This window comes from Castellaniella sp. (genome assembly GCF_036379515.1).
Taxonomy (GTDB): domain Bacteria; phylum Pseudomonadota; class Gammaproteobacteria; order Burkholderiales; family Burkholderiaceae_B; genus Castellaniella.
The window spans coordinates 152,098-173,245 of the sequence record NZ_DASVGN010000027.1; the positions used below are offsets into that span (position 1 = coordinate 152,098).

At 62.7% G+C, this 21,148-nt stretch carries 19 protein-coding genes and 1 pseudogene; 2 read left to right on the plus strand and 18 right to left on the minus strand.

Features of this window, described 5'->3' with window-relative positions; all coding sequences use genetic code 11:
- Positions 1 to 20: 20 nt before the first annotated feature.
- A complete protein-coding gene (locus VF285_RS08945) occupies positions 21 to 1,439 on the minus strand; it encodes an FAD-binding oxidoreductase (protein ID WP_346952270.1) in 1,419 nt (472 codons plus the stop codon).
- A 71-nt stretch (positions 1,440 to 1,510) separates the two neighbouring features.
- Here VF285_RS08945 and VF285_RS08950 point away from each other — a divergent pair, with 71 nt between their 5' ends.
- A complete protein-coding gene (locus VF285_RS08950) occupies positions 1,511 to 2,902 on the plus strand; it encodes a phosphomannomutase/phosphoglucomutase (protein ID WP_346952271.1) in 1,392 nt (463 codons plus the stop codon).
- A 66-nt stretch (positions 2,903 to 2,968) separates the two neighbouring features.
- Here VF285_RS08950 and VF285_RS08955 read toward each other — a convergent pair whose 3' ends face one another.
- The 14 genes and pseudogenes from VF285_RS08955 to VF285_RS09020 all read right to left on the minus strand — a co-directional run bounded on the left by VF285_RS08955 (position 2,969) and on the right by VF285_RS09020 (position 17,853).
- On the minus strand, positions 2,969 to 4,132 hold the full coding sequence (locus tag VF285_RS08955; RefSeq protein WP_346952354.1) for a glycosyltransferase family 4 protein: 1,164 nt from the start codon (positions 4,130 to 4,132) through the stop codon (positions 2,969 to 2,971).
- A 201-nt stretch (positions 4,133 to 4,333) separates the two neighbouring features.
- A pseudogene (locus tag VF285_RS08960) lies at positions 4,334 to 5,359 on the minus strand (glycosyltransferase); the annotation flags it as partial.
- Entirely contained in the window at positions 5,325 to 6,434 is a 1,110-nt protein-coding gene (locus tag VF285_RS08965) for a glycosyltransferase family 4 protein (protein WP_346952272.1), read from the minus strand. The pseudogene VF285_RS08960 and the gene VF285_RS08965, both read right to left, overlap by 35 nt.
- Before the next feature lies 1 nt (position 6,435).
- Complete coding sequence (locus VF285_RS08970; RefSeq protein WP_346952355.1) at positions 6,436 to 7,536, minus strand: glycosyltransferase family 4 protein; 1,101 nt, start codon at positions 7,534 to 7,536, stop codon at positions 6,436 to 6,438.
- Between the two features lie 37 nt (positions 7,537 to 7,573).
- Positions 7,574 to 8,929, minus strand: a complete 1,356-nt coding sequence (gene murJ, locus VF285_RS08975) for a murein biosynthesis integral membrane protein MurJ (RefSeq protein ID WP_346952273.1) — start codon at positions 8,927 to 8,929, stop codon at positions 7,574 to 7,576.
- Positions 8,930 to 8,965: 36 nt separating this feature from the next.
- A complete protein-coding gene (locus VF285_RS08980) occupies positions 8,966 to 9,991 on the minus strand; it encodes an NAD-dependent epimerase/dehydratase family protein (protein ID WP_346952274.1) in 1,026 nt (341 codons plus the stop codon).
- Positions 9,992 to 10,000: 9 nt separating this feature from the next.
- A complete protein-coding gene (gene tviB / locus VF285_RS08985; RefSeq protein WP_346952275.1) occupies positions 10,001 to 11,275 on the minus strand; it encodes a Vi polysaccharide biosynthesis UDP-N-acetylglucosamine C-6 dehydrogenase TviB in 1,275 nt (424 codons plus the stop codon).
- Positions 11,276 to 11,319: 44 nt separating this feature from the next.
- Positions 11,320 to 12,396, minus strand: coding sequence for an MraY family glycosyltransferase (locus VF285_RS08990; protein ID WP_414648114.1), 1,077 nt, complete (start codon positions 12,394 to 12,396; stop codon positions 11,320 to 11,322).
- A 550-nt stretch (positions 12,397 to 12,946) separates the two neighbouring features.
- Entirely contained in the window at positions 12,947 to 13,630 is a 684-nt protein-coding gene (coq7, locus tag VF285_RS08995) for a 2-polyprenyl-3-methyl-6-methoxy-1,4-benzoquinone monooxygenase (protein ID WP_346952276.1), read from the minus strand.
- An 11-nt stretch (positions 13,631 to 13,641) separates the two neighbouring features.
- Positions 13,642 to 14,154: a hypothetical protein gene (locus VF285_RS09000; RefSeq protein WP_346952277.1), complete on the minus strand. Its 513-nt coding sequence runs from the start codon at positions 14,152 to 14,154 to the stop codon at positions 13,642 to 13,644.
- A 92-nt stretch (positions 14,155 to 14,246) separates the two neighbouring features.
- Positions 14,247 to 14,927, minus strand: a complete 681-nt coding sequence (locus VF285_RS09005; protein WP_346952278.1) for an SCO family protein — start codon at positions 14,925 to 14,927, stop codon at positions 14,247 to 14,249.
- A gap of 24 nt (positions 14,928 to 14,951) precedes the next feature.
- Positions 14,952 to 15,533, minus strand: a complete 582-nt coding sequence (locus tag VF285_RS09010; protein ID WP_346952279.1) for a cytochrome c — start codon at positions 15,531 to 15,533, stop codon at positions 14,952 to 14,954.
- Positions 15,530 to 16,180: a cbb3-type cytochrome c oxidase subunit II gene (locus VF285_RS09015; RefSeq protein ID WP_346952280.1), complete on the minus strand. Its 651-nt coding sequence runs from the start codon at positions 16,178 to 16,180 to the stop codon at positions 15,530 to 15,532. Before VF285_RS09015 ends, VF285_RS09010 begins: the two co-directional genes overlap by 4 nt.
- 2 nt (positions 16,181 to 16,182) lie before the next feature.
- Positions 16,183 to 17,853, minus strand: coding sequence for a cbb3-type cytochrome c oxidase subunit I (locus tag VF285_RS09020; RefSeq protein WP_346952281.1), 1,671 nt, complete (start codon positions 17,851 to 17,853; stop codon positions 16,183 to 16,185).
- A gap of 195 nt (positions 17,854 to 18,048) precedes the next feature.
- Here VF285_RS09020 and VF285_RS09025 point away from each other — a divergent pair, with 195 nt between their 5' ends.
- Entirely contained in the window at positions 18,049 to 18,471 is a 423-nt protein-coding gene (locus tag VF285_RS09025; RefSeq protein ID WP_346952282.1) for an OsmC family protein, read from the plus strand.
- A 49-nt stretch (positions 18,472 to 18,520) separates the two neighbouring features.
- Here VF285_RS09025 and VF285_RS09030 read toward each other — a convergent pair whose 3' ends face one another.
- From VF285_RS09030 to VF285_RS09040, 3 genes are read right to left on the minus strand one after another with little or no spacing between them, the layout of a single operon-like run.
- Positions 18,521 to 19,492: a thymidylate synthase gene (locus VF285_RS09030; RefSeq protein WP_346952283.1), complete on the minus strand. Its 972-nt coding sequence runs from the start codon at positions 19,490 to 19,492 to the stop codon at positions 18,521 to 18,523.
- The gene (locus tag VF285_RS09035) at positions 19,489 to 20,292 is read right to left on the minus strand and encodes a CoA ester lyase (protein ID WP_346952284.1); all 804 of its coding nucleotides are present in this window, start codon (positions 20,290 to 20,292) and stop codon (positions 19,489 to 19,491) included. Before VF285_RS09035 ends, VF285_RS09030 begins: the two co-directional genes overlap by 4 nt.
- Before the next feature lie 14 nt (positions 20,293 to 20,306).
- Complete coding sequence (locus VF285_RS09040) at positions 20,307 to 21,074, minus strand: crotonase/enoyl-CoA hydratase family protein (RefSeq protein ID WP_346952285.1); 768 nt, start codon at positions 21,072 to 21,074, stop codon at positions 20,307 to 20,309.
- Positions 21,075 to 21,148 lie beyond the last annotated feature (74 nt).

A 21,148-nucleotide genomic window follows, 5' to 3' on the forward strand; every position in this document is an offset into this window, starting at 1 on the left:
GGTGACGGAAGCGTCGGGTCCTACTCGGGGCGGAGCACCTTGCCGGGGTTCATGATGCACTGCGGGTCAAGCGCCGCCTTGATGCGATGCATCAGCGCCATCTCGACCGGGTCCTTGTAGCGTGGCAAAGCATCACGCTTGAGCTGCCCCACGCCGTGCTCGGCGCTGATGGAGCCACCCACGGCATGCACCCGGTCGTGCACCAGCCCATACACGTCGTACTGGCGGCCCAGCAGCTGGCCTTCGGCCCAGCCCACTCCCGGCGCCACGTTGTAGTGCAGGTTGCCATCGCCCAAATGGCCGAAAATGACGTGCCGAATGCCCGGAAACGCCGCCTGCAGCGCCGCATTGGTACTCTCGACGAACTCCGCCATGCGCGACACCGGGATGGAGACATCGTGCTTGATACTCTTGCCGATTTCTTTTTCGGCCAGCGGGATGCTTTCGCGCAAATGCCACAGCGCATGGCTTTGCGCCACCGACTCGGCGATGACGGCGTCTTGCACCACGCCGGCCTCGAGTGCCTCGCCTACCACGACCTCGAAGCGCTCGCGCGCGTGCGCCTCGGACTCGCTGTCAGAGAGCTCCAGCAGCGTGAACCAGGGCAGTTGCGCCGACGCGCCTTCGAAGGGAAACCGCTGCTGCGGAAAACAGCGCACCACGTCGCGCAGGCAGTCGCCCGCCATGAGCTCAAACCCCGTGAGCGAAGCGCCCAGACCAGCTCGCGCCCGACCCAGCATGTCGATGGCCGCCGCAATCGACTCGACGGCCAGCAAGGCCGTGCAGCGGGCCACCGGCAGGGGAAACAGCTTCAGGGTGGCAGCCGTGATGACGCCCAGCGTGCCCTCGCTGCCAATGAAGAGGTCGCGCAGATCGTAGCCCGTGTTGTCCTTGCGAAGCCCCCGCAGCCCATGCCAGATATCCCCCTGCGCGGTGACGACTTCCAGCCCCAGGGCGAGCTCGCGCATGTTGCCGTAGCGCAATACCTGCGTGCCGCCCGCATTGGTGGCCAGATTGCCGCCAATGGTGCAGCTGCCCTCGGCCGCCAGACTCAATGGGAACAGGCGCCCCGCATCGAGAGCAGCCTTCTGCACGGACTGCAGAATGCAACCGGCCTCGACCACCAAGGTATCGTTGTCGGTATCGATGCTGCGCACGCGATTCAGGCGCTGCAACGACAAAATGACGGTCTGGCCCGAATCATCGGGCGTCGCGCCGCCACACAGGCTCGTGTTGCCACCTTGCGGAATCAGGGGAATGCCCTGCTCGGCACAGAGGCGCACCACAGCGGCGACTTCGGCCGTATCGGCTGGCCGCACGACCGCGAGAGCCTGGCCCGAATAGCGCTCACGCCAGTCGGTGGCATAGGGCTGCGCATCGGCCCCGGTGAGTACCTGCGATGCTCCCAGCATCGTGCGCAAGGCTTCCAGCGTATCCATACAGTATCCAGGCGACGGATCAAAAGTCTGATTGTAATCGGCGATAATAGGCTCTTATCTCGGAGCCTACCTTGTCTGACTCGATTCCTCTGCCTGCTGCCGTCTTCAAAGCGTACGACATCCGCGGGACCGTCCCCGCTCAAATCAGTGAGTCCTTCGCTGGCCGCCTGGGCCTGGCGCTGGCGCAACAGGCACGTCGCGAGGGAGTGCGCAGCATGGTGGTCGGTCACGATGGCCGCATGAGCAGTCCTGCCTTGTCGCAGGCACTGCTGCAAGGCCTGCAGGCAGGCGGGCTGGATACCGTAGACCTGGGGCTGGTGCATACGCCGCTCGTGTATTTTGCCACCCACCTGGATGGCAGCGGCTCCGGCGTGGCCATCACGGGCAGCCACAATCCTCCGGACTACAACGGATTCAAGCTCATGATCGCCGGACGTACGCTGCACGGCGAAGACATCCAGGCGTTGCGCGCCCTCATGGAGCACATCGAGCCCCCCAAAGACGTGGCTCCAGGGCACGGCCGCACCCAGGATCTGATCCAGACGTACATCCAGCGCATCACGGGCAACGTGAAGCTCGCGCGTCCGCTCAAGATTGCCATCGACTGCGGCAACGGCGTAGGCGGTGTGGTGGCTCCCGCGCTGTTCCGGGCGCTGGGTTGCACCGTCGACGAGCTCTACACGCAGGTGGATGGGCACTTTCCCAACCACCACCCGGACCCGGCCGACCCGGCCAACCTGCAAGATCTGATCGCGCACCTGAAGCGCACCGACTGCGAGCTCGGCCTGGCCTTCGACGGTGACGCCGACCGCCTGGGTGTCGTGACCCGCAGCGGCCAGATCATCTGGCCCGATCGGCAGCTGATCCTGCTGGCCCGCGACGTGCTGCAACGGGTACCCGGCGCCCCCATCATCTTCGACGTGAAGTGCAGCCGGCACCTGGTGGCTGCCATCCGCGAGGCGGGCGGCACGCCCACCATGTCGCAAACAGGGCACTCGCTCATCAAGGCCAAGCTGGCCGAAACCGGCGCACCGCTCGCGGGCGAAATGAGCGGCCATATCTTCTTCAAAGAGCGCTGGTATGGCTTCGACGACGGCCTGTATGCCGGCGCCCGCCTGCTGGAAGTGTTGTCGCGCAGCACCAACCCCAGTGCGGTGCTCGAAGCCCTGCCGCAAGGGCTGTCTACGCCGGAACTGAAACTGCCCATGAAAGAAGGCGAACCTCACCCCTTCGTGGCCCGCCTGCAGTCCGAAGGCCATTTTCCGAGTGCTGCCGAGCGCATTACCATCGACGGCATTCGAGCGGAATACCCCGACGGCTTTGGGCTGGCTCGGGCCTCCAACACCACACCGGTGGTCGTTCTGCGCTTCGAAGGCGACACCCCCGAAGCACTCAAGCGCATCGAGGGCGAGTTTCGCTCTGCGATTGCCGCCCTGCTGCCAGGACAGCCCTTGCCCTTCTAAGCGCCTCAGGCGCGTCCGCGCGCCACGCCACGGGCCGGCCCCCTCCAGATGACGCAGTCCGGCGCCCTACGCCATCAACTCGCTATAAAGCGCAAGGTGTGCCGCGACGATACCGGGAAGCCCAAAATCCCGCTCCGCAAGCGCACGCCCGGCCGCCCCCATACGCACACGCAAGGGTTCGTCCTGCGCCAGGCGCAGCACGGCATCGGCCAGAGCCCGAGCGTCTCGCGCCGGTACGAGCAGCCCGGTCACACCGGCCTCGATGGCATCGCGACATCCAGGCACATCGGTCGTGATCACGGGGCGCCCACAGGCGGCCGCTTCGATGAGTGACTTGGGCAAGCCTTCGCGGTAAGAAGGCAACACCACCACGTGCGACTGTGCATACAAGGCCGCCACGTCGGTGCACTCGCCCACGTAATCGATCAGGCCGGCGGTCTGCCACCCCTGCAACAAGGCGGGGTCCACCGACGCGGGATTCCCCGGGTCCAGGCTCCCGGCAAGACGCCAGCGTATCCCCTGCCCCTGCGTCAGACGAGCCGCCGCCGCGAACTCCTCGATCCCCTTGTCGCGCAGCAAGCGGGACGCCATGGTGACCGTAAGGGGGCCCTCAGGCCAAGGCTGCGGCGCAAACTGCTGCAGGTCCACACCCGAGCCTCTCAGGATCACTGCTCGTTGCGCCTTGACCGCACCCGCCTCGACCAGCATGGCACGATCGGCTGCATTCTGGAAAATCACCCGGCTGTTGGGATGGCCCAGCGCCAGCCGATACATCAGCAAGGACAGGCGCCGCAATAGCCCCCGCAAGCCCGAAGTCTGCATGAACATATAGCCCAAGCCCGAAATCGCGGCCACAAAGGCCGGCACGCGCGCCAGGCGGCAGGCCATACCCCCATACAGGACCGGCTTGATGGTCACCGCATGAACGAGATCAGGGCGCAACTGCCGCAGGAGCCGCCAGATGGCCAACAGGCTCAGGGCTTCGGACCACGGATTCATGCCGCTGCGCGACAACGGCAGCACATGATGGATGAAGCCATGCGCCTGCACTTCAGAAACTGAAGGTCCATCCATGGTGGCCACATGGACCTCATGGCCTGCCTGCTGCGCAGCCAGCGCCAGCGGCAAGCGATGCGACAGGAAGAAGGCGGGGTTGTTGACGATGAAAAGCAAGGTCCGGTGCCCACCCTGCGCGACGGAAGCCGCTGAGGCGGGGGAACTTCCGGACATCCAGGAGGCAGACTGCGCCCCCCTCGCAGCTGCCGGCCCGACGCGCCCTTTGTGGGTCGGGTAGTCAGCCGCCAGACGACGCCAGACGACACCATAGCGATCCGCCATGGCCTGGAGGCTGTAGCGCGAAGCCACGGAGTCTCGTGCGGCCTGCGCGCGCTCAGGCCACGAAGGCGAACGCACAGCGACGATGGCTTGTTCGATGGCATCGGCCAGCGCGGCGGCATCGCCGGGCGGCGCCACCCAGCCGTGTTCTGCGACGATATCTGCTGCATCGCCCACATCCGTCACGGCGCATGCCACCCCCGAGGCCATGGCCTCGGACACCACGTTGGGAAACCCTTCAGCCTTGCTGGAGAGCACATGCACGTCCAGTGCCCGAACGAGTTCGGGCACGTCGTCGCGGCGCCCGAGGAAGATCAGGTGTTCCAGCAAACCATAATGCCGGGCCAGGTCGATCAGCTCAGCATTGTCGCGTGACATCCCCAAGCCAATGAGCACACAGCGAAGACTTGGATATCGGCGCACCAGCAGGCCCACAGCCGCCAGCAGATTGGCGTGATCCTTCTGGGGATTCCAGCGCGCAACGCTCCCGACCAGCACGGCATCATCGGGGACACCCCACTGCTCGCGCCACTGTGCTCGAGCGGCTGCATCGGGGTGCCACACGGCCAGATCGTACCCATTGGGGATGACCAGCATCCGATCATTGCGGTACCCCCAGTTGCGATGAACCTGGGCCGCTCGACGTGCACACGCCACGATCACTCCCGGCATCCAACCCGATACGCGAGCACACAGCCAAGCGGCAACCCGTGAAGAACGACTGCTCTCGGCCAGGCTCACGCCCGAATTCCGCACACCCCAAGCGAGCGCGCGCACCCCCGCCAGACGCGCCACCAGCCCTCCCAGCAAGTCGGCGTGATACATCCAGGTCTGGACCACGTCGGGGCGGCGTTCCCGCAACAAGCGATACAGGCGCCACAGGCCGCGAACCGACCCCGCCAGCCCCTGCATGTCGAGCGTGAGCACCTCGATGCCCTCGGCGCGCAGCACCGGCCCCATCACCCCCTCGCCGCTCATGGAAACGACCGTATGGCGCACCTCGGTATCGGGCGCCGTGACCAGGCGGCGCAGTACAGTTTCGGCGCCCCCGTGCAACAAGCCCGAAATAACGTGAACAACCTGTAATTCAGCCATTTTTGCCATCCTCTCCCCAGGCAGCATCCCAGCTTTTCAAAATAGTCTCCAGACCGTAGCGACCCCGGACCGAAGCAGCGGCTGCAGCACCCCATGCTTCTCTCTCTGCCGGTGTCGCCTGCATGAGCCGAGCCAACGCGGCTGACAAGGCTCGTTCATCTCCGAGCGGAACCAATGTTGCGTCCTGGCCATTGCGTGTGAGTTCGGCTGGCCCCGAGGGGCAATCCACCGCGACGCAGGGCAAACCCAAGGCCATGGCTTCCAGCAAGGCATTGGGAAACCCCTCGACGCGGGAATTGAGCACGAAACCATGCGCCCGCTGCAGGTCGTCCCACGGAGTGCGGCTGAAGCCCGGCATATGAATGCGATCCTGCAGGCCCAAGGCGTCCACGCGCCGCTGATAGCCCGCGCGTTCCGGGCCATCGCCCCAGATCCAGAGATCCCAATGCGGGAATCGATCGGCCAGCTGCGCGAAGACCTCGATGAGTCTGTCGAACTGCTTGACCGAGTTGAAACGGCCCAGGGCGGCCAACATGCAGCGATCCGTACGGGGCTCCTGCCTGCGCGCGGGAGGCAAGCCATCGGGCAAAGGATTGGCAACGACAGCCACCCGCTTCGCACCCGGAACCACCTTCTGCAGATGAGGGACGCTTTGCGGCGTCTGCACCGCAACGCGCAATGCCCACGGGTATGTCAGACGTCGCAACCACTTGAGCGCAGGCTCGAGCACGTCGTCGCCATAGGCAGGATCGGTGCGCTCCGACACCACGACGGGCAAGCCCAGCCCGCGCAAGGCGAGCAAGGCGGTGACGCTGACGTTGGTCAGGAACGACAGCACCCGATCGGGCCGGAACTCCCGGGTGAGCCGCCGCAAGGCCCACAGTTTGCTGACGGGACGCAGCCAGGTCGGGCCACCCATCCGATCGGCCAGCCAGACCAGTCGCACGCCCGGATCAAGTTGCTGATCACAGTGCCCACGCCCCGAATAACAGCTCACCAGCATGACCTCATCTCCGCGTCGGGCCCACGCGCTCGCCAGCGTGGCCGCAACACGCTCGGCGCCGCCTCCATGCATAGAGCTGACCAGGAAGAGAATCTTCATCTCAATTCACCCGATTGCCACGGAACACCTGCTCCCACAAGGCCATGACGCGCGCTGTGCTGAAGCGATCCCGCACATCGACAGCCCGCTGCGCCAGTCGGTCGCGCAGGACGGCATCGGCCATGACCTCGGACAGACGTGCCGCCAGGGCTTCGGCATCTTGTACAGGCCGCACCAACACACCGTCAATCCCATCGCGGATGATTTCGCGCGGCCCGGTTTCGCAATCGAAGGCCACACACGACAGACCGCTCGCCATCGCTTCAAGCAGGGTATTGGACAGCCCCTCGGCGACGGAACTGAGTACGTATACGTCAGACGCCTGGTACCAGGCTCCGACGTTGCCCACGCGCCCCGGGAGATTCACCCGGCCCTGCAAGCCCAGTTGATCTCGCTGCGCTTCCAGATCGGCGCGAGCCTCGCCCTCGCCAAGAATGGTCAAATCCCAGTCCGGAAACAAGGCCGCGAGCGGCGCGAAGGCCCGCAACAGACAATCGAAGCCTTTGACCGGGTGCAATCGCCCCACCGCCAGCAAACGGTGGCGGCCAGACGGACGCACCGCAGGCACCACCGGCTCCCCGTCCTCCAGCGGCCAGCGCACGGCATTGGGAATCACCTGCGCCTGCACCCCTGGCACATGCTCGTCCAACCATTGCGCCGTGCCGTGGGTCAGCGCGATCACCGCGTCGGCCTGCGGATAAGTCCGGCACCGCATACGCTGCCAGAACGCGGGGAGCGCTTGAATCGGCGGATGCGTGTGCTCGGTCACGAGCACGCGGCAACGCCCCCGTGCCGCCAGCACGGACAGAATCGACCCTCGCGTCATCATCCCCAGTACCACCGTGGGCCGGTGACGGCGCACCAGGCGCCGCAGGGCCCACACCCGGCGCATATTGCCCCACAGCGCAGCGATGCGCCCGCCAGTACTGCTCGCCAGGCCCAGGGCATGGCGCGTGACGCCTTCCGGCAAGCGATAAGCGTCTTCGGAGGCATCGGTCTGCGTCACCACAGACACCTGACAGCCACGGCCCTGCCAATAAGCCGCCATGTCGACCGCCACCCTCTCCGCACCTCCACCCTGCAGAGAATGAATCACGATCATCAGGTGAGGCCGCCGACCGGCCTCCTGGTCCCTGTTCTTACTCACGGTGCTTCCCTGTTGCCGGGCGCTGACGCACCGACAATCCCAAATAACAGACATACGACATGGCGTACATGATGCTGGTGGCAAGCATGATGCCGGCCACACCCATGCGGGGGGCCAGAATGGTGTTCATCCAGGCCTTGATCAGAAAATTGACGACGGCAATCGTCGCCATCCAGCCGTAGCGATTCTGGCTGGCCAACAGCTGCACCAGGATCAGTACGCCAAAATAAAACGGAATCTGCAGCAGGCCCCACCGCAGCACCTGCGCGACCAGCACGGTGTCCTGCGCGGTAAAAGCCCCGCGTTCGAACAACAGGGCCACGCCCCAGGGGGCAAGCCACCATCCCACCGCCACCACGGCAGCACCAATGATCAGCATGGCCAAAGACCACTTCAGGGCCATGCGCCGTGCGTGCGCCGCATCGCCTCGGGCCTGCACGTCCGACAGGACCGGCAGCGCCGCCCGACCCACCGACGCCGCACCCAGGCCAATGAGCAGGGACAGCAGCCGTGCCGCGTACCCCAGGGTGGCGTTGGCGTTCTGGCCCAGCTGGGCTGCGGTGTACTGGTCGATGGGGCCAACGAAACTCATGGCCAGCTGCCCCACCAGCATGATGCCGGCGGCGGCGGCCAACGTCGACCACTGGGGCGCCACGCGATACAGATGTGGCTGTACTGGGACGTGGTCAGCCCGTCGGGCCAGCCACTCGACCAGCACGGATTGCAGCGCATAGCCCAGCAGCGTCCCCCACAGCAAGGGCAGCACCCCGGCGCCGACAGGCGCCAGCAGGACCCACACCATGATCATGAGCGCCGGGACGCTATCGAGCAACGTGTTGATGTGGCGCTCGTGTGCGCGCAACCGGGCGGAACTGAGCCCCGTCCAGATCGTGAACAGGGCTGCCGGAGCAAACCCCAGGATGAGCAGCAGGCTCATGCCATGCACCGTCGGCGTGAGCCCGCCTCCGGCCACGTCCAACACCCACGGCCAGGATGCGGCCAGACTCACGGCAATCACGGCGCCCAGCAACCAGGCCCAGCCCTGCAACTCTCCCAGAAAACGCCCATGCAGCTGCGCGTCTCCGTGGCGACTGCGCACCAGAGCAGGGATGAGCACGACCGAACACGCGCCTACCAGGGTCACCGGAAGCCAATTGGCCAGCGTCAGGGTGAACTGGTATGCGTCGACGACATCGCTCACCCCGTAGCGGTAAGCCACCGCCATCTCTTTGACGGCACCGACCGCCTTGCCCATCAGCAGGAAGAAGGCCACCCGCGCCGCGCCCTGCGCAATGCGCAGGTGATCGACCGGCAACCCCTCGAGCCAGCGCTTTACGGGCGCGAACACGCGACACTCATCATGACGTGGCCCGCACCCCTGCCCTCAACGCAGGAACTGCGTGTACCAGGGCATGGCGACTTCCAGACCCTGCAGAATGTCGAACAAGGGCTCATACCCCAGCAGGCGGTGTGCCTTGGAGACGTCGGCCTGAGAATGGCGCACGTCGCCGGCCCGGAAATCGCCATGACGCGGTTCACGGGCATACAAGACCCCGTTGTGCCCCAGCACGTCGCGCAGGTGCCCGAACAGCTGGTTCAGAGACGTCCGCGCATTGAAGGCCACGTTGTAGACCTGGTTCACCCCTTCGGGGCTCGCCTGGGACGCCAACAAATTGGCCTGAACGACGTTTTCGATGTAGGTGAAATCGCGGCTGGTTTCGCCATCGCCGTTGATCACGACTTCCTGGTCGCGAATCATCGAAGAGACCCACTTTGGGATAACGGCCGCATAGGCACCGTCAGGGTCCTGACGCTTGCCAAAGACGTTGAAATACCGCAGGCCAATGGCTTCGAAACCGTACGCCCGGGCGAATACGTCGGCGTAGAGTTCGTTCACGTACTTGGTAATGGCGTAGGGAGACAGAGGCTTGCCGATCTGGTCCTCAACCTTGGGCAAGCCCGGATGATCGCCATAGGTGGAACTCGAGGCCGCGTACACGAAGGACTGGACCTGAGCATCCCGGGCAGCCACCAGCATGTTGAGTTGGCCGCCCACGTTGACCGCATTGGTGGTAATGGGGTCCTTGAGCGAACGGGGAACCGACCCCAGGGCCGCTTCGTGCAGCACGTGTTGCACGCCTTCCACCGCCTTGCGGCATGTATCCAGGTCGCGAATATCGCCCTTGATGAAGCGAAACCGGGCCCATTGTTCGGCCGTGACGAGCGACTGGACTTCGTCCAGGTTGTGCTGATAGCCAGTCGAGAAGTTGTCCAGACCCACGACCGTCTGGTTCAGGCCCAGCAAGGTTTCCAGCAGATTCGAACCAATGAAGCCCGCACACCCCGTCACCAGCCAGGTTCTGGGTTTGGCCTGCAGTTCGGCACGAACCGCTTCATACCGTGTCGTCATCTCGGAACCTCACAGACGCAAATCGGACTCGCCACGGGCGAGCAGATATTTCAGGTCGTACAGGACGTGCTGAGGCTTGCCCAGCGCGCGCAGTGCCTTGGCACCCATTTCGGCGAACTGATGATGCGCCACGGCCACCATGATGCCTTCGTACGCGCCGTTTTCCAGCTTCGTGATGGGCGTGATGCCGTACTCGTGCTTGGCTTCTGCAGGATCGACCCACGGATCGTAGACGTCCACACGGATGTTGTATTCATGAAGCTCGCGCACGATGTCCACCACCCGGGTATTGCGCAGATCGGGGCAATTTTCCTTGAAGGTCAACCCCATGACCAGCACGTGGGAATCCTGCACTTGAATGCGACGCTTGGTCATGGCCTTGACCAGCTGCGACACCACGTAGCCACCCATGGAATCATTCAACCGACGTCCGGCCAGAATGATCTCGGGGTGGTAACCGATGGCTTGCGCCTTATGGGTCAGATAATACGGATCCACGCCGATGCAGTGCCCACCCACCAGACCGGGCCGGAACGGCAGAAAATTCCACTTCGTGCCAGCCGCTTCGAGCACGTCCAGCGTGTCGATCCCCATCCGGTTGAAAATGAGTGCCAGCTCGTTGATGAGCGCGATGTTGACGTCGCGCTGCGTATTTTCGATCACCTTGGCGGCCTCGGCCACCTTGATGGACGACGCCTTGTGGGTGCCCGCCTTGATGATCAGCCGATACAGGGTGTCGACCAATTCTGCGACTTCGGGGGTAGACCCGGACGTGACCTTGCGAATCGAGGACACCCGGTGCTGCTTGTCGCCCGGATTGATGCGCTCAGGGCTGTATCCAGCGTAAAAATCGACGTTGAATTTCAGGCCCGAAACCTGCTCGAGTACCGGAACGCAGACTTCTTCCGTCGCCCCCGGATAGACCGTGGATTCGTAGATGACCGTATCACCACGCTTGAGGACGCGGCCAATGAGTTCGCTTGCCCGTTCGAGCGGGCTCAGGTCCGGCTGCTTGTATTCATCGATGGGAGTCGGCACCGTGACGATGAAAACGTTGGCAGCGGCCAGTTCGGCAGGATCGCTGGAATACCGCAGGTGAGCAGCCTCGGCCAGTTCCGGGCCGCTGACTTCCAGCGTGTGATCGCGCCCTGCGCGCAGCTCGTCAATGCGGCGAGCATTGATGTCGAAGCCCAGCACCGAGCGCTGCTTGCCGAATTCTACGGCCAACGGCAGCCCCACATAGCCCAGGCCCACTATGGCCAGTTTCACGTCCTGAATGTTCAAGTTGATTCTCCCCGGCTTTACGAGCCATGTTGCGGATTGGATTTTTAATGATGCCGCCGTCCCAGCGACGGCAATAACAGCCAGCGCGGACGGCGCCAGGTCACGAGACGGACATACAGCCAGATGTACACCGCAGCAAAGCACAGCATGCTGGCGCACAGTGCCCAGGCGTTGTCCCACCACAGCGTGGCGGGCACCAGGCCAATCAGGGCCAGCACCCACAGATAGGGCGAAGTCATGGCATTGCACAGCGCCGGCACGGCATGGCGCCGGTCGCGGCTGAACGTCACACGAACCAGACGGCGAAACACCAGTTGATGCAGGTGCAAGGCATCCGGTTGATCGACCGGCACACCCCGCTTGAATTTGCGCCGCCAGATCGAGAACAGGGTTTCAAACACTGGGTAAAACAAAACGGCAAGCGCATAGAACGGTGAGACTCCAGGGTTGCGCACCACCAGTTGAACCGCCAGCTCGGCCAGCATGAACCCGAGGAAATACGCCCCGCCGTCGCCCAGGAACACCCTGCCAAACGGAAAATTCCAGACCAGAAAACCCAGTGCAGCAGAAGCCAGCGCCGTCGCAATCAGGAAAATGGGCGTGTCCTGCACTTGCAGCGCCACCAGCGCCAGCGATACCGCCATCAACGTGGCGATCATCCCCGCCAGACCATTCATTCCATCGATGATGTTCATGGCGTGCGTGCAGCCGCCTACGGCCACGATGGTGAACACCAGCGAGATGACAGGCCAGTTGGACAGCAACGCATCGGCCCACGACAAACCCACGCGAGAGACACCACCCAACAGCCACCAGGCGATGCCGGCCGAAACAAAAGCGGCCAGCAGCCGCTTGCTGGGGCCCACGTCCTTGGTGATGTCTTCGAGAAGGCCCGACACGAACACCGGCAGCGCCGCCACAAACAACGCAGGCCACAGCCAGGTCAGCGTCATGTTGTGCGGGCCCAGCACCAGCAACCCGGCCAGACTGCCTGCAATGACAGCAAGCCCGCCCACACGGGGCGTGGCTCGAGTATGCATGGCCTGAGGCTTGTGCAAATCGGTGTCGTCGGTATAGCGGCCATGCCAGCGCTCCGATGCGACGATCAATCCGCCCACCATAAATGCCACCACCCCGATGATGGGCCAGCTCAATGAAGCGGACAAGTTGGAAGCGTTCAAAGCAATCACGAAAGGCAAAAACCTCATTATCGGCTGGAATGTCACATTTGCGAGCGCAGACACCCCCTCAGATGCAACAAAAACAACACGGCATCGTACTGCTTCTGTATCGATCTTAGATAAAAAAAAGCCCAAGATCCGAAGATCCTGGGCTAAATCCACCAAAGGAGGAGGGTGGAGGAGACAACCTGGGCATGTCGGGCTTCCAGGGCCTTGGGCCCGAGCCGGTCGTGACGAGGGTTTACCCGCTGCAATCACGTTTCGACATCCGATAATCAAATTATATAGGCCGCTCTTGCTGCCAGGCAAGATTTATTTGTTGTCAATAGATACCGGCCTTAGATTTGTGGGTCGGGCGCAACAACACAGGGAAATCCTTAGCTCTTGACCCTCTCGTCAAACCTCATCTTTCGATTTTTGACCCCTTGGAGAGGGATTTTTAGAGGGTTTGTTACAACCAAAAAGCGCGCGGGCATCACGCGGGCATCAATCACAGCCGATAAGCGGTCGTCGTCATCACGCGCGACATGCAACGCATCGCCCGCTGTGCCGCCACCGGCAGAGGGACCGCGCCATGATGCTCAGCGGTCGTGCGATGGCCGATCTCATCATCTCGCATCTGGGTCACCACCTGTCGCGAGCGCAGATCCTGAGCCGGCAGCGAATCCAGGTGCCCGTTCAGATGTTCCTCGACCTGGCGCTCCGTCTCAGCCATGAAGCCCAGGTTACGTGCCTTGCCCAACCGGCTGGCAATCACACCCAGACCAAACGAACCGGCATACCACACCGGGTTGAAGACGCTCACCCGGCTATGCAATTCACCGAGCCGCTGATGGCACCACGAAAGGTGATCCACCTCTTCTTCGGCCGCCTGCAGAAATACCTGCCGCACGGTTTCATCGCGGCAGCACAAGGCCTGCCCCCGGTACAACGCCTGCGCACAGACCTCGCCCACATGATTAACCCGCATGAGCCCGGCTGCATGACGGGCCTCAGACTCGGTCAGCGTCGGAGCGTCACCGAAGGAATCCCCTGCCGGATACGGCCGGCGGTGCGCCACTGAGCCATCGAGCACCTGCAAGGCACGGCCCGCCTCGGCCAACAGGCGGTCCACCCAGCTTGACCGGCGGCGCCATGGTGCCGCACCGGCGGCAGAATCGTGGGGAAACGACATAGGAATATCTCCTAACGGTGCAGGAAGCGCCAGATGGGTTTCACTTCGGCCAGCAGCCAGCATAACGGCAGCACGATCGCCAAGGCGATGAGGCCACTGCCCGCCCAACTCTGGTCATCCTGCAGATAAGCATTGCACAAACGCACGGGCTGATTCAAATAGACGTTGCCAATGATCGCACTCATCCAGCAGAAATTGCCCAGGAAGAACACCTTGATGACCACGTTGGAGTGTCGCAGCGACGCGCGCAGTATCCAGCCGCACACAGGCAGTGCAAGATACTTGAAAGCCGCCACACGCCAGTCCGTCAGGGCGTCATCAAGCGCCTTGGGAATCATCCAGAACGCCCCCACCAGACTGACTAGCAGCAACCCGGGAAGACCGAGTTCATTCCATGACCAGTGGGCAGGCTGCGGCGCGATGGAAGGCTCGGCCTTCTGTCGATGAAAGCCGTGCCAGGCTTGTTCTGCAAAGAGCCCCGCCAGCACCAATAGCGGAATCTGCACCAGCATGTGCAGGCTCATGAGAGCTGTCAAAACGTCCCGAAGGCCGACTGATACTCCCAGAGAGACCACTGCCAGCAGCAGTGAGAATTTCCAATCTTTGAGCCACGCCTTCATGAGGCGCCCCCCGAAACCAACGGGGTCGCCGCGGGGGCGCCCGAGGGCTGGTTCACGCCGAGCGGGGGCGACAGCAGTGACTTCGCCGCTCCGAGCGCCAAGCCAGGAACATCCAGATCCAGGACACGCGCCAGGCGCCCGTCGTGTGTCACGACGTGAAACGCGGCATTGTGCTCGAACTCACCCAGCGGAGCCGGCACCACGGTGATGCCGAACACGGCCAGCGCCGCCTTGGCCTGAGCCTGGTTGGCGAAGGCCAGGAACTGCCAGACGGCAGGATCGGCGCCCATGCGCTGCGCATAGCGCGCCAGATCAGGCCCATGGTCACGAGGGTCGAAACTGATACTGATGAGGCGGATGCGATGCTGCAACCCTTCGGCCAGAATGGCCTGCTGCAGACGCTCGGTGATCGAGCCTTGAGCCAGGCACAGGGATATGCAGCGTGTGTAGAAAAAATTGACGATCGCCACACGACCGTCTTGCCGCAACAGAGTATCCAGCGACGAAACATGCCCGGCCGAATCGAGCACCAGGCTTTGCGGAAGGGTGCGCGGATGCGCCGCCACATCCTGACGCCGGGCCCCTTCAGCCGTCAGGACGCTATAGCCGTCAGTGATCGCATAGAGCGACCCCAGTCCAGCCACCAAGGCGAACACCAGTGCCAGAACCAGACGCACCGCACCACCCTACCCAAGCAAAAGTTACTTCAACAGCGGCCGGAGATCTTCGTCGCCTTTCCAGGGACCCTTCTGGTCCTTGGTGTCAGCCCGAACCTTGGCCACCAATGCAGCGTCTGCCGCAGAAGCCGTGTTGCCAAAGCTGGAACGCACGTGAGTCACCAATGCAGCGATTTCTTCATCACTGAACTTGCCGCCGAAATCGGGCATCTGTCCGTCGAACTTCTTGCCTTCGACCGTCAGTGGACCATGAATGCCGTGGAGCAGAATGCGCACCATGACACCAGGATCTTTGGCATCGACAAACTCGGACTTCGATAGCGGAGGAAACACACCCGGAATACCCGCGCCATTGGCCTGGTGACAGGCCACGCAGTTGGCCGCGTAGATCTGCCCCCCATTGATGGTCTTTGGCACGATGAAATCCTGCGCCACGCGATTATCGCCCACAGACGCAGGCATGGGGTTGAAACTGACGTACAAATGGTACACAGCCCAGATGAGCAGCACCCCAATGGCTGTCAGAACCAGTTTTGGAACTGGATGGCTGCCCTCGTAAGGTTCCGAGTACTCGCGCTTTTGCTGATCGTTCTTCGGATCGCTCATTTTTTGGCTCCCTCGGGGGATTTGATCCCATCAGCGGCGGCCTGTGCTGCAGACAACTGGGGCAACTGCACTCCAGGATCAACAGGGTAGGTATGGTTCAGGCCAACCAGATAGGCCACCAGATCAAGGGCCTCTTGTTTGGCCACGACCACCTTGCCAGCCGGCGCAAAGCTGGGCGGCAGGCTCACGACCTTGTCACCGGGCGCCGCCTTGTCCTTGACATCGAACATGAATGGGAAGGACGGCATGATGCTGCCCGGCGTATAGGCGCGAGGCTCGTACAGGTGACCAAGGTTCCAGTCCACGCTAGGCTGACGCGCCCCGATGTTGAATAGGTCTGGACCCGTACGCGAGGTGCCCATGAGGTGAGGATGATCGTAGTAATAATCCCCCGCAACCGGCGCCCGCCCCCAGCCTCGTTCAAAATCGGGGGCTTGCGACTGACTGCGTGGCTGCTGCGAGTGGCAATACAGGCAACCCATGGCAATGTAGACCTCGCGCCCGCGCAGCTGCTGCTCGGTATAGGGCTTGAGCCCGGGAGGCGGTTCCACGTGGTCGAGCTGCATGTAAGGCACGACGACCAGAGTGGCTGTGGCCAGCGCGAGGGTGACCATCGCGCCACTGAGGAGTTTGTATTCACTTTCCATGATCAGGCACCTGCAATCGCCTGCTGCTCAGGCTGACGATGTTTATGGAGCAAAGCGGGACCCACGCGGCTCGTACCATAGCGCAAGGCCATAAGGACGAAGTGCACCGCGAATACCAGGTGTCCCAGGGTCATCAGGGCACCACCAACGGTGCGGCCCTCGAGGTAGGGGATCGTGACGAGCACGGAATCCATGAAGGGCTTCGCAGGGTTGATCATGTCCAGCCCCTGCAGCCAGCCGCCGATGGACAGGCTCACGAAATAGATCGCGAAGCCGATGGCCACCAGCCAGAAGTGCACGATGATGAGCTTGGGGTGCGGCCATTCCCAGGACATGATGCGCGGCATCACGAAATAAATGGCGCCGAACATCGTGATCGTGAAGAAGGCATACAAGCCCAGGTGCGCGTGCGCCACCGTGAAGTGCGTGAAGTGCGCTACCGTGCTGACACTGCGCAGGGCCTCGAAGGAGCCTTCGAACGAACTGAGGGTGTACATCATGGCGCCCAGCACGATGAAACGCAGCGTGGGCGAGTAGTACATGGTCTTGAAGTGACCCTTCATCGTCAGGTGCTGATTCACCGAGAAGGCCAGCACGGGGATGATCATCATCATGGACTGCACGATGGACAGCGTGACCAGCCAGTGCGGCACAGGCCCCCCCACCAGGTGGTGACCCCCCACCTGGCCGTAGAAGAAGGCCAGCGCCCAGAACCCGATCAAAGACATGTTGTACGACTGGATCGGGCGGCCGATGATTTTGGGCAGGAAGTAATAGATGGAGCCCAACGCAATGGGGGTGTAGTACAGGCCCAGCACGTTGTGTCCGAACCACCAGTTCATGGTGGCTTGCTCGACACCAAAGTGCACACCTGGCACTTTGCCAACCAGATACAGCACCGGGAACCAGAACAGCGCCGCCCCCATGTACCAGATCGACACGTAGATGTGCTGGACCTTGCGGTTGCGCAGGGTGAACACCAGCGGCAGCGCAATAAGCGCACCGCCCATCACGATCAGGATGCTGACCTGCCAGGGGATCTCGAGCCATTCGAGGCCGTCGTTGATGCCGGCCGCAATGGCACCCAGGCCGGCAATCAGGCCCGCATTCCAGAGCATGCAGCCCAGCAGCGCAAAACGGCCGCCGATCAGCGGCGTCTTGAGCAGACGCGGAAGCGTCCAGATGGCGATACCGAACGCCGCCATCGGGCACCAGCCATACGCCACCATGTTCAGGTGCAGAGTGCGGGTGCGACCAAAGGTGAGCCAGGCGTATTGCGTCAGGAACTCAGGGCTGTGCAGTTTGATCGAGCTGATGAGGCCGAACGACGAGGCCACGACCAGCCAGACAATGGCACAGGACAGAAAAACGAAACTGACGTACGACGTGGAGCGGTCGGCCTCGAGGCGCTCGGCGAGCTCTTCTTTGAGCTGCTGCGAGAGCGTGGGGTCGATCACGGCCTTGCCGCTGTCGATCACAACCTGTTGCAGGCCTGCCCGCTGTTCTGGTGTCGCAGACGGATCTTCCACGTGGCCGATTTCGCCCGTCGAGAAAATGACCTTGGCGGCTTCGGGGTTTTCGTCGAACATGTTCCGCCGCAACGACCAGATGAAGACAAACAGGCCGGACACGGACAGAATGAAAGTCAGGAGTAGTACGGTGACAGTATCCACAGCGCTTCCGTAGGGAAATAATTAACGCGAAATTAACGCAAGGCCGCAGAACGCGGCCTTAGTGAGCCCAGCATTGTATGCTGAGAACTGGTTTATGATAAATCATGTTGCGAATTCAATCCCCAATTACCCCCATACGGTAAAAGGGTACCCTGAGCACGCTCCAACCGACACACGCAAGGACAAATCCACACCATGGAATGCACCATCGACTGGCAAGGCCCCGAAGGCATGCTGTTCATCGCACGCACCGGCAGCGGCCACGTACTGGCCATGGACGGCAATCCGGCAGGCGGAGGCAACAATCTGGCTGCACGCCCCATGGAACTGGTGCTGGTAGGGGCCGGCGGCTGCGCATCTTACGACGTGGTGCTCATTCTCAAGCGGGGGCGGCACGCCATCACGGACTGCCAGGCCAAGCTGACGGCCGAACGCGCCGAAACCGACCCCAAGGTGTTCACCCGCATCCACTATGACTTCAAGGTCACGGGCCACAACCTGCCCAAAGACGCCGTCGAACGCGCGGTAGAGCTGTCGCACACCAAGTACTGCTCGGCGGTAGGCATGCTCGAAAAGACCGCGAAGATCACCTTTTCAATCGAAATCGTCGAAGGCTGAGCGAGACACGACGCAGGCACCCGGCAGCCTGGCGCCGCGACACCGGATTTCAGACGGCCATGGGCGCCGTCAGCGGGGCGTGGTGCCGGTAGCCCTGCAGCGTGAAATCGGCCGGTTCTACCTGCTCCAGCCATTCGGGCTCATAGCGCCCTGTCTGCGCATACGCGGGGATGCGATCCGAAAGGACCAGCGTAGGCGCGGGATACGGCTCGCGCTGCAGCTGCTCGCGCAGCATGTCGACGTGCGTTTCGTAGATGTGTGCATCACCAATGAAATACGTGAACCACCGGGGCTTGAACCCCGTGAGCCGCGCTACCAGGTGAGTCAGGACCGCCCCTTCGGCCAGATTGAAGGGCGTACCCAGCCCGACGTCATTGCTGCGAATGTACAGACACAGCGAAAGCTCGCGAGTCTGCTGGTTGGCCAGAAACTGGTAGAGCAGGTGGCACGGCGGCAAGGCCATTTCTTCAATCTGCGCGCAGTTCCAGCCATGGAACAAAATGCGCCGACTGCCAGGATTATGGATGAGCGCATCCAGGCAGGCGCGTAGCTGGTCGACGGCCTTGTAGAGCAGGACATGGGGTACGCCGTGTTCTTCGACGACGCCCACCTGCCGATAGCCGCGCTGCTGCGCATCACGCACCCGCTCGGTAGCGCTGACGGGCAGCAATTTGTAGGCCGGCCACTGCCGCCATTGCACGCCATAGACGGGACCCAGGTCGTCGGGACCATCGCGCCAAGGGCTCTGCAGCCAGGCTGCGTTTTCATTGGCATTCTGATCCCAGACCCGGCACCCTAGCGCGCGAAACCCGGCCGCGCTGTCGGTCGCTCGCAAAAAACCCACCAGTTCACCGACGACAGACTTGAACGCCAGCCGCTTCGTCGTGACGGCGGGAAAACCTTCTTGCAAGTCGAAGCGCAGACAAGCCCCCGGCAGGCTCAAGGTGCGTACCCCAGTACGGTTGTCCTGCCACGAGCCCTGTTCGAAGATCGACCGAACCAGATCCAGATAGGCTTTCACCGAGATTGCTCCGCGATACGCTCCGCGCGCGCGATCAAGGGCCGATCGACCATGCGGCCATCGAGACGAAACGCGTATTCTCCCGTCTTTTCGACATGAGCCAATACGCGCCGAGCCCAGTCTATGTCCTGCGCAGAGGGCTGGTAGACCTGATGCACGACGGGAACCTGACTGGGGTGAATGCACAGCATGCCGCCAAAGCCCATATCCCTTGCAACGGTAGCCATGGCCGTCAGGCCCTCGGGGTCTGAAAAATCAGGATAAACGCTGTCGAGCGGTGCAGCCAGATGATGCATGCGGCTGGCCACCAGAATCTGGAAACGCAGCTGATCCAGCACCAGGCGAGCTGCCTGCGTGCCCGGCCGTGTTCCTAATTCGACCATGAGATCGAGGATGCCAAAGGACAGGCGCACCACCCCGTTGGCGGCAGAAATGCGAGCCAGCTCGTGAATGCCTTCTGCAGACTCGATAACCGGCATGAGTGGCTTGCCGGCGCCCGAAACGATGTAGACATGCTCAGCCTGTTGTGCCTTGGGAAGGACGATCCCGACCACGGAGGGCAGCGTCCGACACAACGCGAGATCATCCTCGAACCAGGGAGTAGTGCCATCATTGATGCGCACCCACACCGATTCTTCAGGGTGCTCGTGCGCGTGTTGCTCAAGCGCACGCCGTGCCGCCGCCTTTTGCTCGGGCGCCACTGAATCTTCGAGATCGACGATCACCGCATCGGCCCCGCTGGCAATCGCCTTGGAAAAGCGCTCGGGACGCGTGGCAGGCACGAAGAGCGCAGAACGCATGGCAGCTTCAGGCATTATTTTCCCTTCCAGACGGGTTTACGTTTCTCGGCAAAAGCCGTAGCGCCTTCATGTGCGTCTTCAGACACGAAGATGTGCGCAATGCGGGGCCGTTGCAGGTCGAAGCGGTCTTCGGGCCGCCAATTGCGCGACTGCGAAACGATGGACTTGGCCGTGCGCACGGCAAGCGGGCCGTTGTCGGCAATCGTGCGCGCCATCGCCAAGGCGGCATCCAACGCCTGACCCGGTTCGGCCAGACGATTCACCAGCCCGAGCTGGTGCAAGCGCTCTGCGTCGAAAAAATCGCCCGTGAGCACCGCTTCCATGGCCACATGGTAAGGAATGTGCGACGGCAGACGCAACATGCCGCCCGACCCCGGCACCAGCCCTCGTTTGACTTCTGGTACCCCAAAGCGCGCCTCGCGCGAGGCCACGATGAGGTCGCAGGCCAGCGCGAGCTCGCACCCCCCGGCCAGCGCATAGCCCTCGACGGCCGCAATGAGGGGTTTGGCAGGCGGCTTTTCGCACAGACCGCCGAAACCGCGATTGCCAACATAGGGGCGCTCGCCCGTCGCCGCGAAAGCTTTGAGGTCCATGCCTGAGCAGAAGTTTCCGCCCGCGCCGGTGAGCACCCCGATCCGGAGCTCGGGATCGGCATCCAGCGCATCCAGCGCCGCCGCCAGCGCCTGGGCCGTTTCAAGATTGACGGCATTGCGAGCCTGCGGCCGATTGAGCCGCATGACCCATACTGCATCCAGACGCTGCACCTCGACGCAATCGCTCATAGTGATCTCCGCACATAACAAAGAAACGATACCATTTTGTCTCCATGGAATGCTTTTCCATCAAGATGCGTGAA

What these genes read in the sequence shown, in the direction of transcription:
- VF285_RS08965 (WP_346952272.1), bottom strand. Translation starts at nt 6,434, where the DNA reads ATGAAGATTCTCTTCCTGGTCAGCTCTATGCATGGAGGCGGCGCCGAG.
- VF285_RS09025 (WP_346952282.1), top strand. Translation starts at nt 18,049, where the DNA reads ATGGAATGCACCATCGACTGGCAAGGCCCCGAAGGCATGCTGTTCATC.
- VF285_RS08945 (WP_346952270.1), bottom strand. Translation starts at nt 1,439, where the DNA reads ATGGATACGCTGGAAGCCTTGCGCACGATGCTGGGAGCATCGCAGGTA.
- VF285_RS09040 (WP_346952285.1), bottom strand. Translation starts at nt 21,074, where the DNA reads ATGAGCGATTGCGTCGAGGTGCAGCGTCTGGATGCAGTATGGGTCATG.
- VF285_RS08955 (WP_346952354.1), bottom strand. Translation starts at nt 4,132, where the DNA reads ATGTCCGGAAGTTCCCCCGCCTCAGCGGCTTCCGTCGCGCAGGGTGGG.
- VF285_RS09035 (WP_346952284.1), bottom strand. Translation starts at nt 20,292, where the DNA reads ATGCGTTCTGCGCTCTTCGTGCCTGCCACGCGTCCCGAGCGCTTTTCC.
- VF285_RS09010 (WP_346952279.1), bottom strand. Translation starts at nt 15,533, where the DNA reads ATGAGCGATCCGAAGAACGATCAGCAAAAGCGCGAGTACTCGGAACCT.
- VF285_RS09015 (WP_346952280.1), bottom strand. Translation starts at nt 16,180, where the DNA reads ATGGAAAGTGAATACAAACTCCTCAGTGGCGCGATGGTCACCCTCGCG.
- VF285_RS08990 (WP_414648114.1), bottom strand. Translation starts at nt 12,396, where the DNA reads ATGGTGGGCGGATTGATCGTCGCATCGGAGCGCTGGCATGGCCGCTAT.
- coq7 (WP_346952276.1), bottom strand. Translation starts at nt 13,630, where the DNA reads ATGTCGTTTCCCCACGATTCTGCCGCCGGTGCGGCACCATGGCGCCGC.
- VF285_RS09000 (WP_346952277.1), bottom strand. Translation starts at nt 14,154, where the DNA reads ATGAGCCTGCACATGCTGGTGCAGATTCCGCTATTGGTGCTGGCGGGG.
- VF285_RS08970 (WP_346952355.1), bottom strand. Translation starts at nt 7,536, where the DNA reads ATGATCGTGATTCATTCTCTGCAGGGTGGAGGTGCGGAGAGGGTGGCG.
- VF285_RS08980 (WP_346952274.1), bottom strand. Translation starts at nt 9,991, where the DNA reads ATGACGACACGGTATGAAGCGGTTCGTGCCGAACTGCAGGCCAAACCC.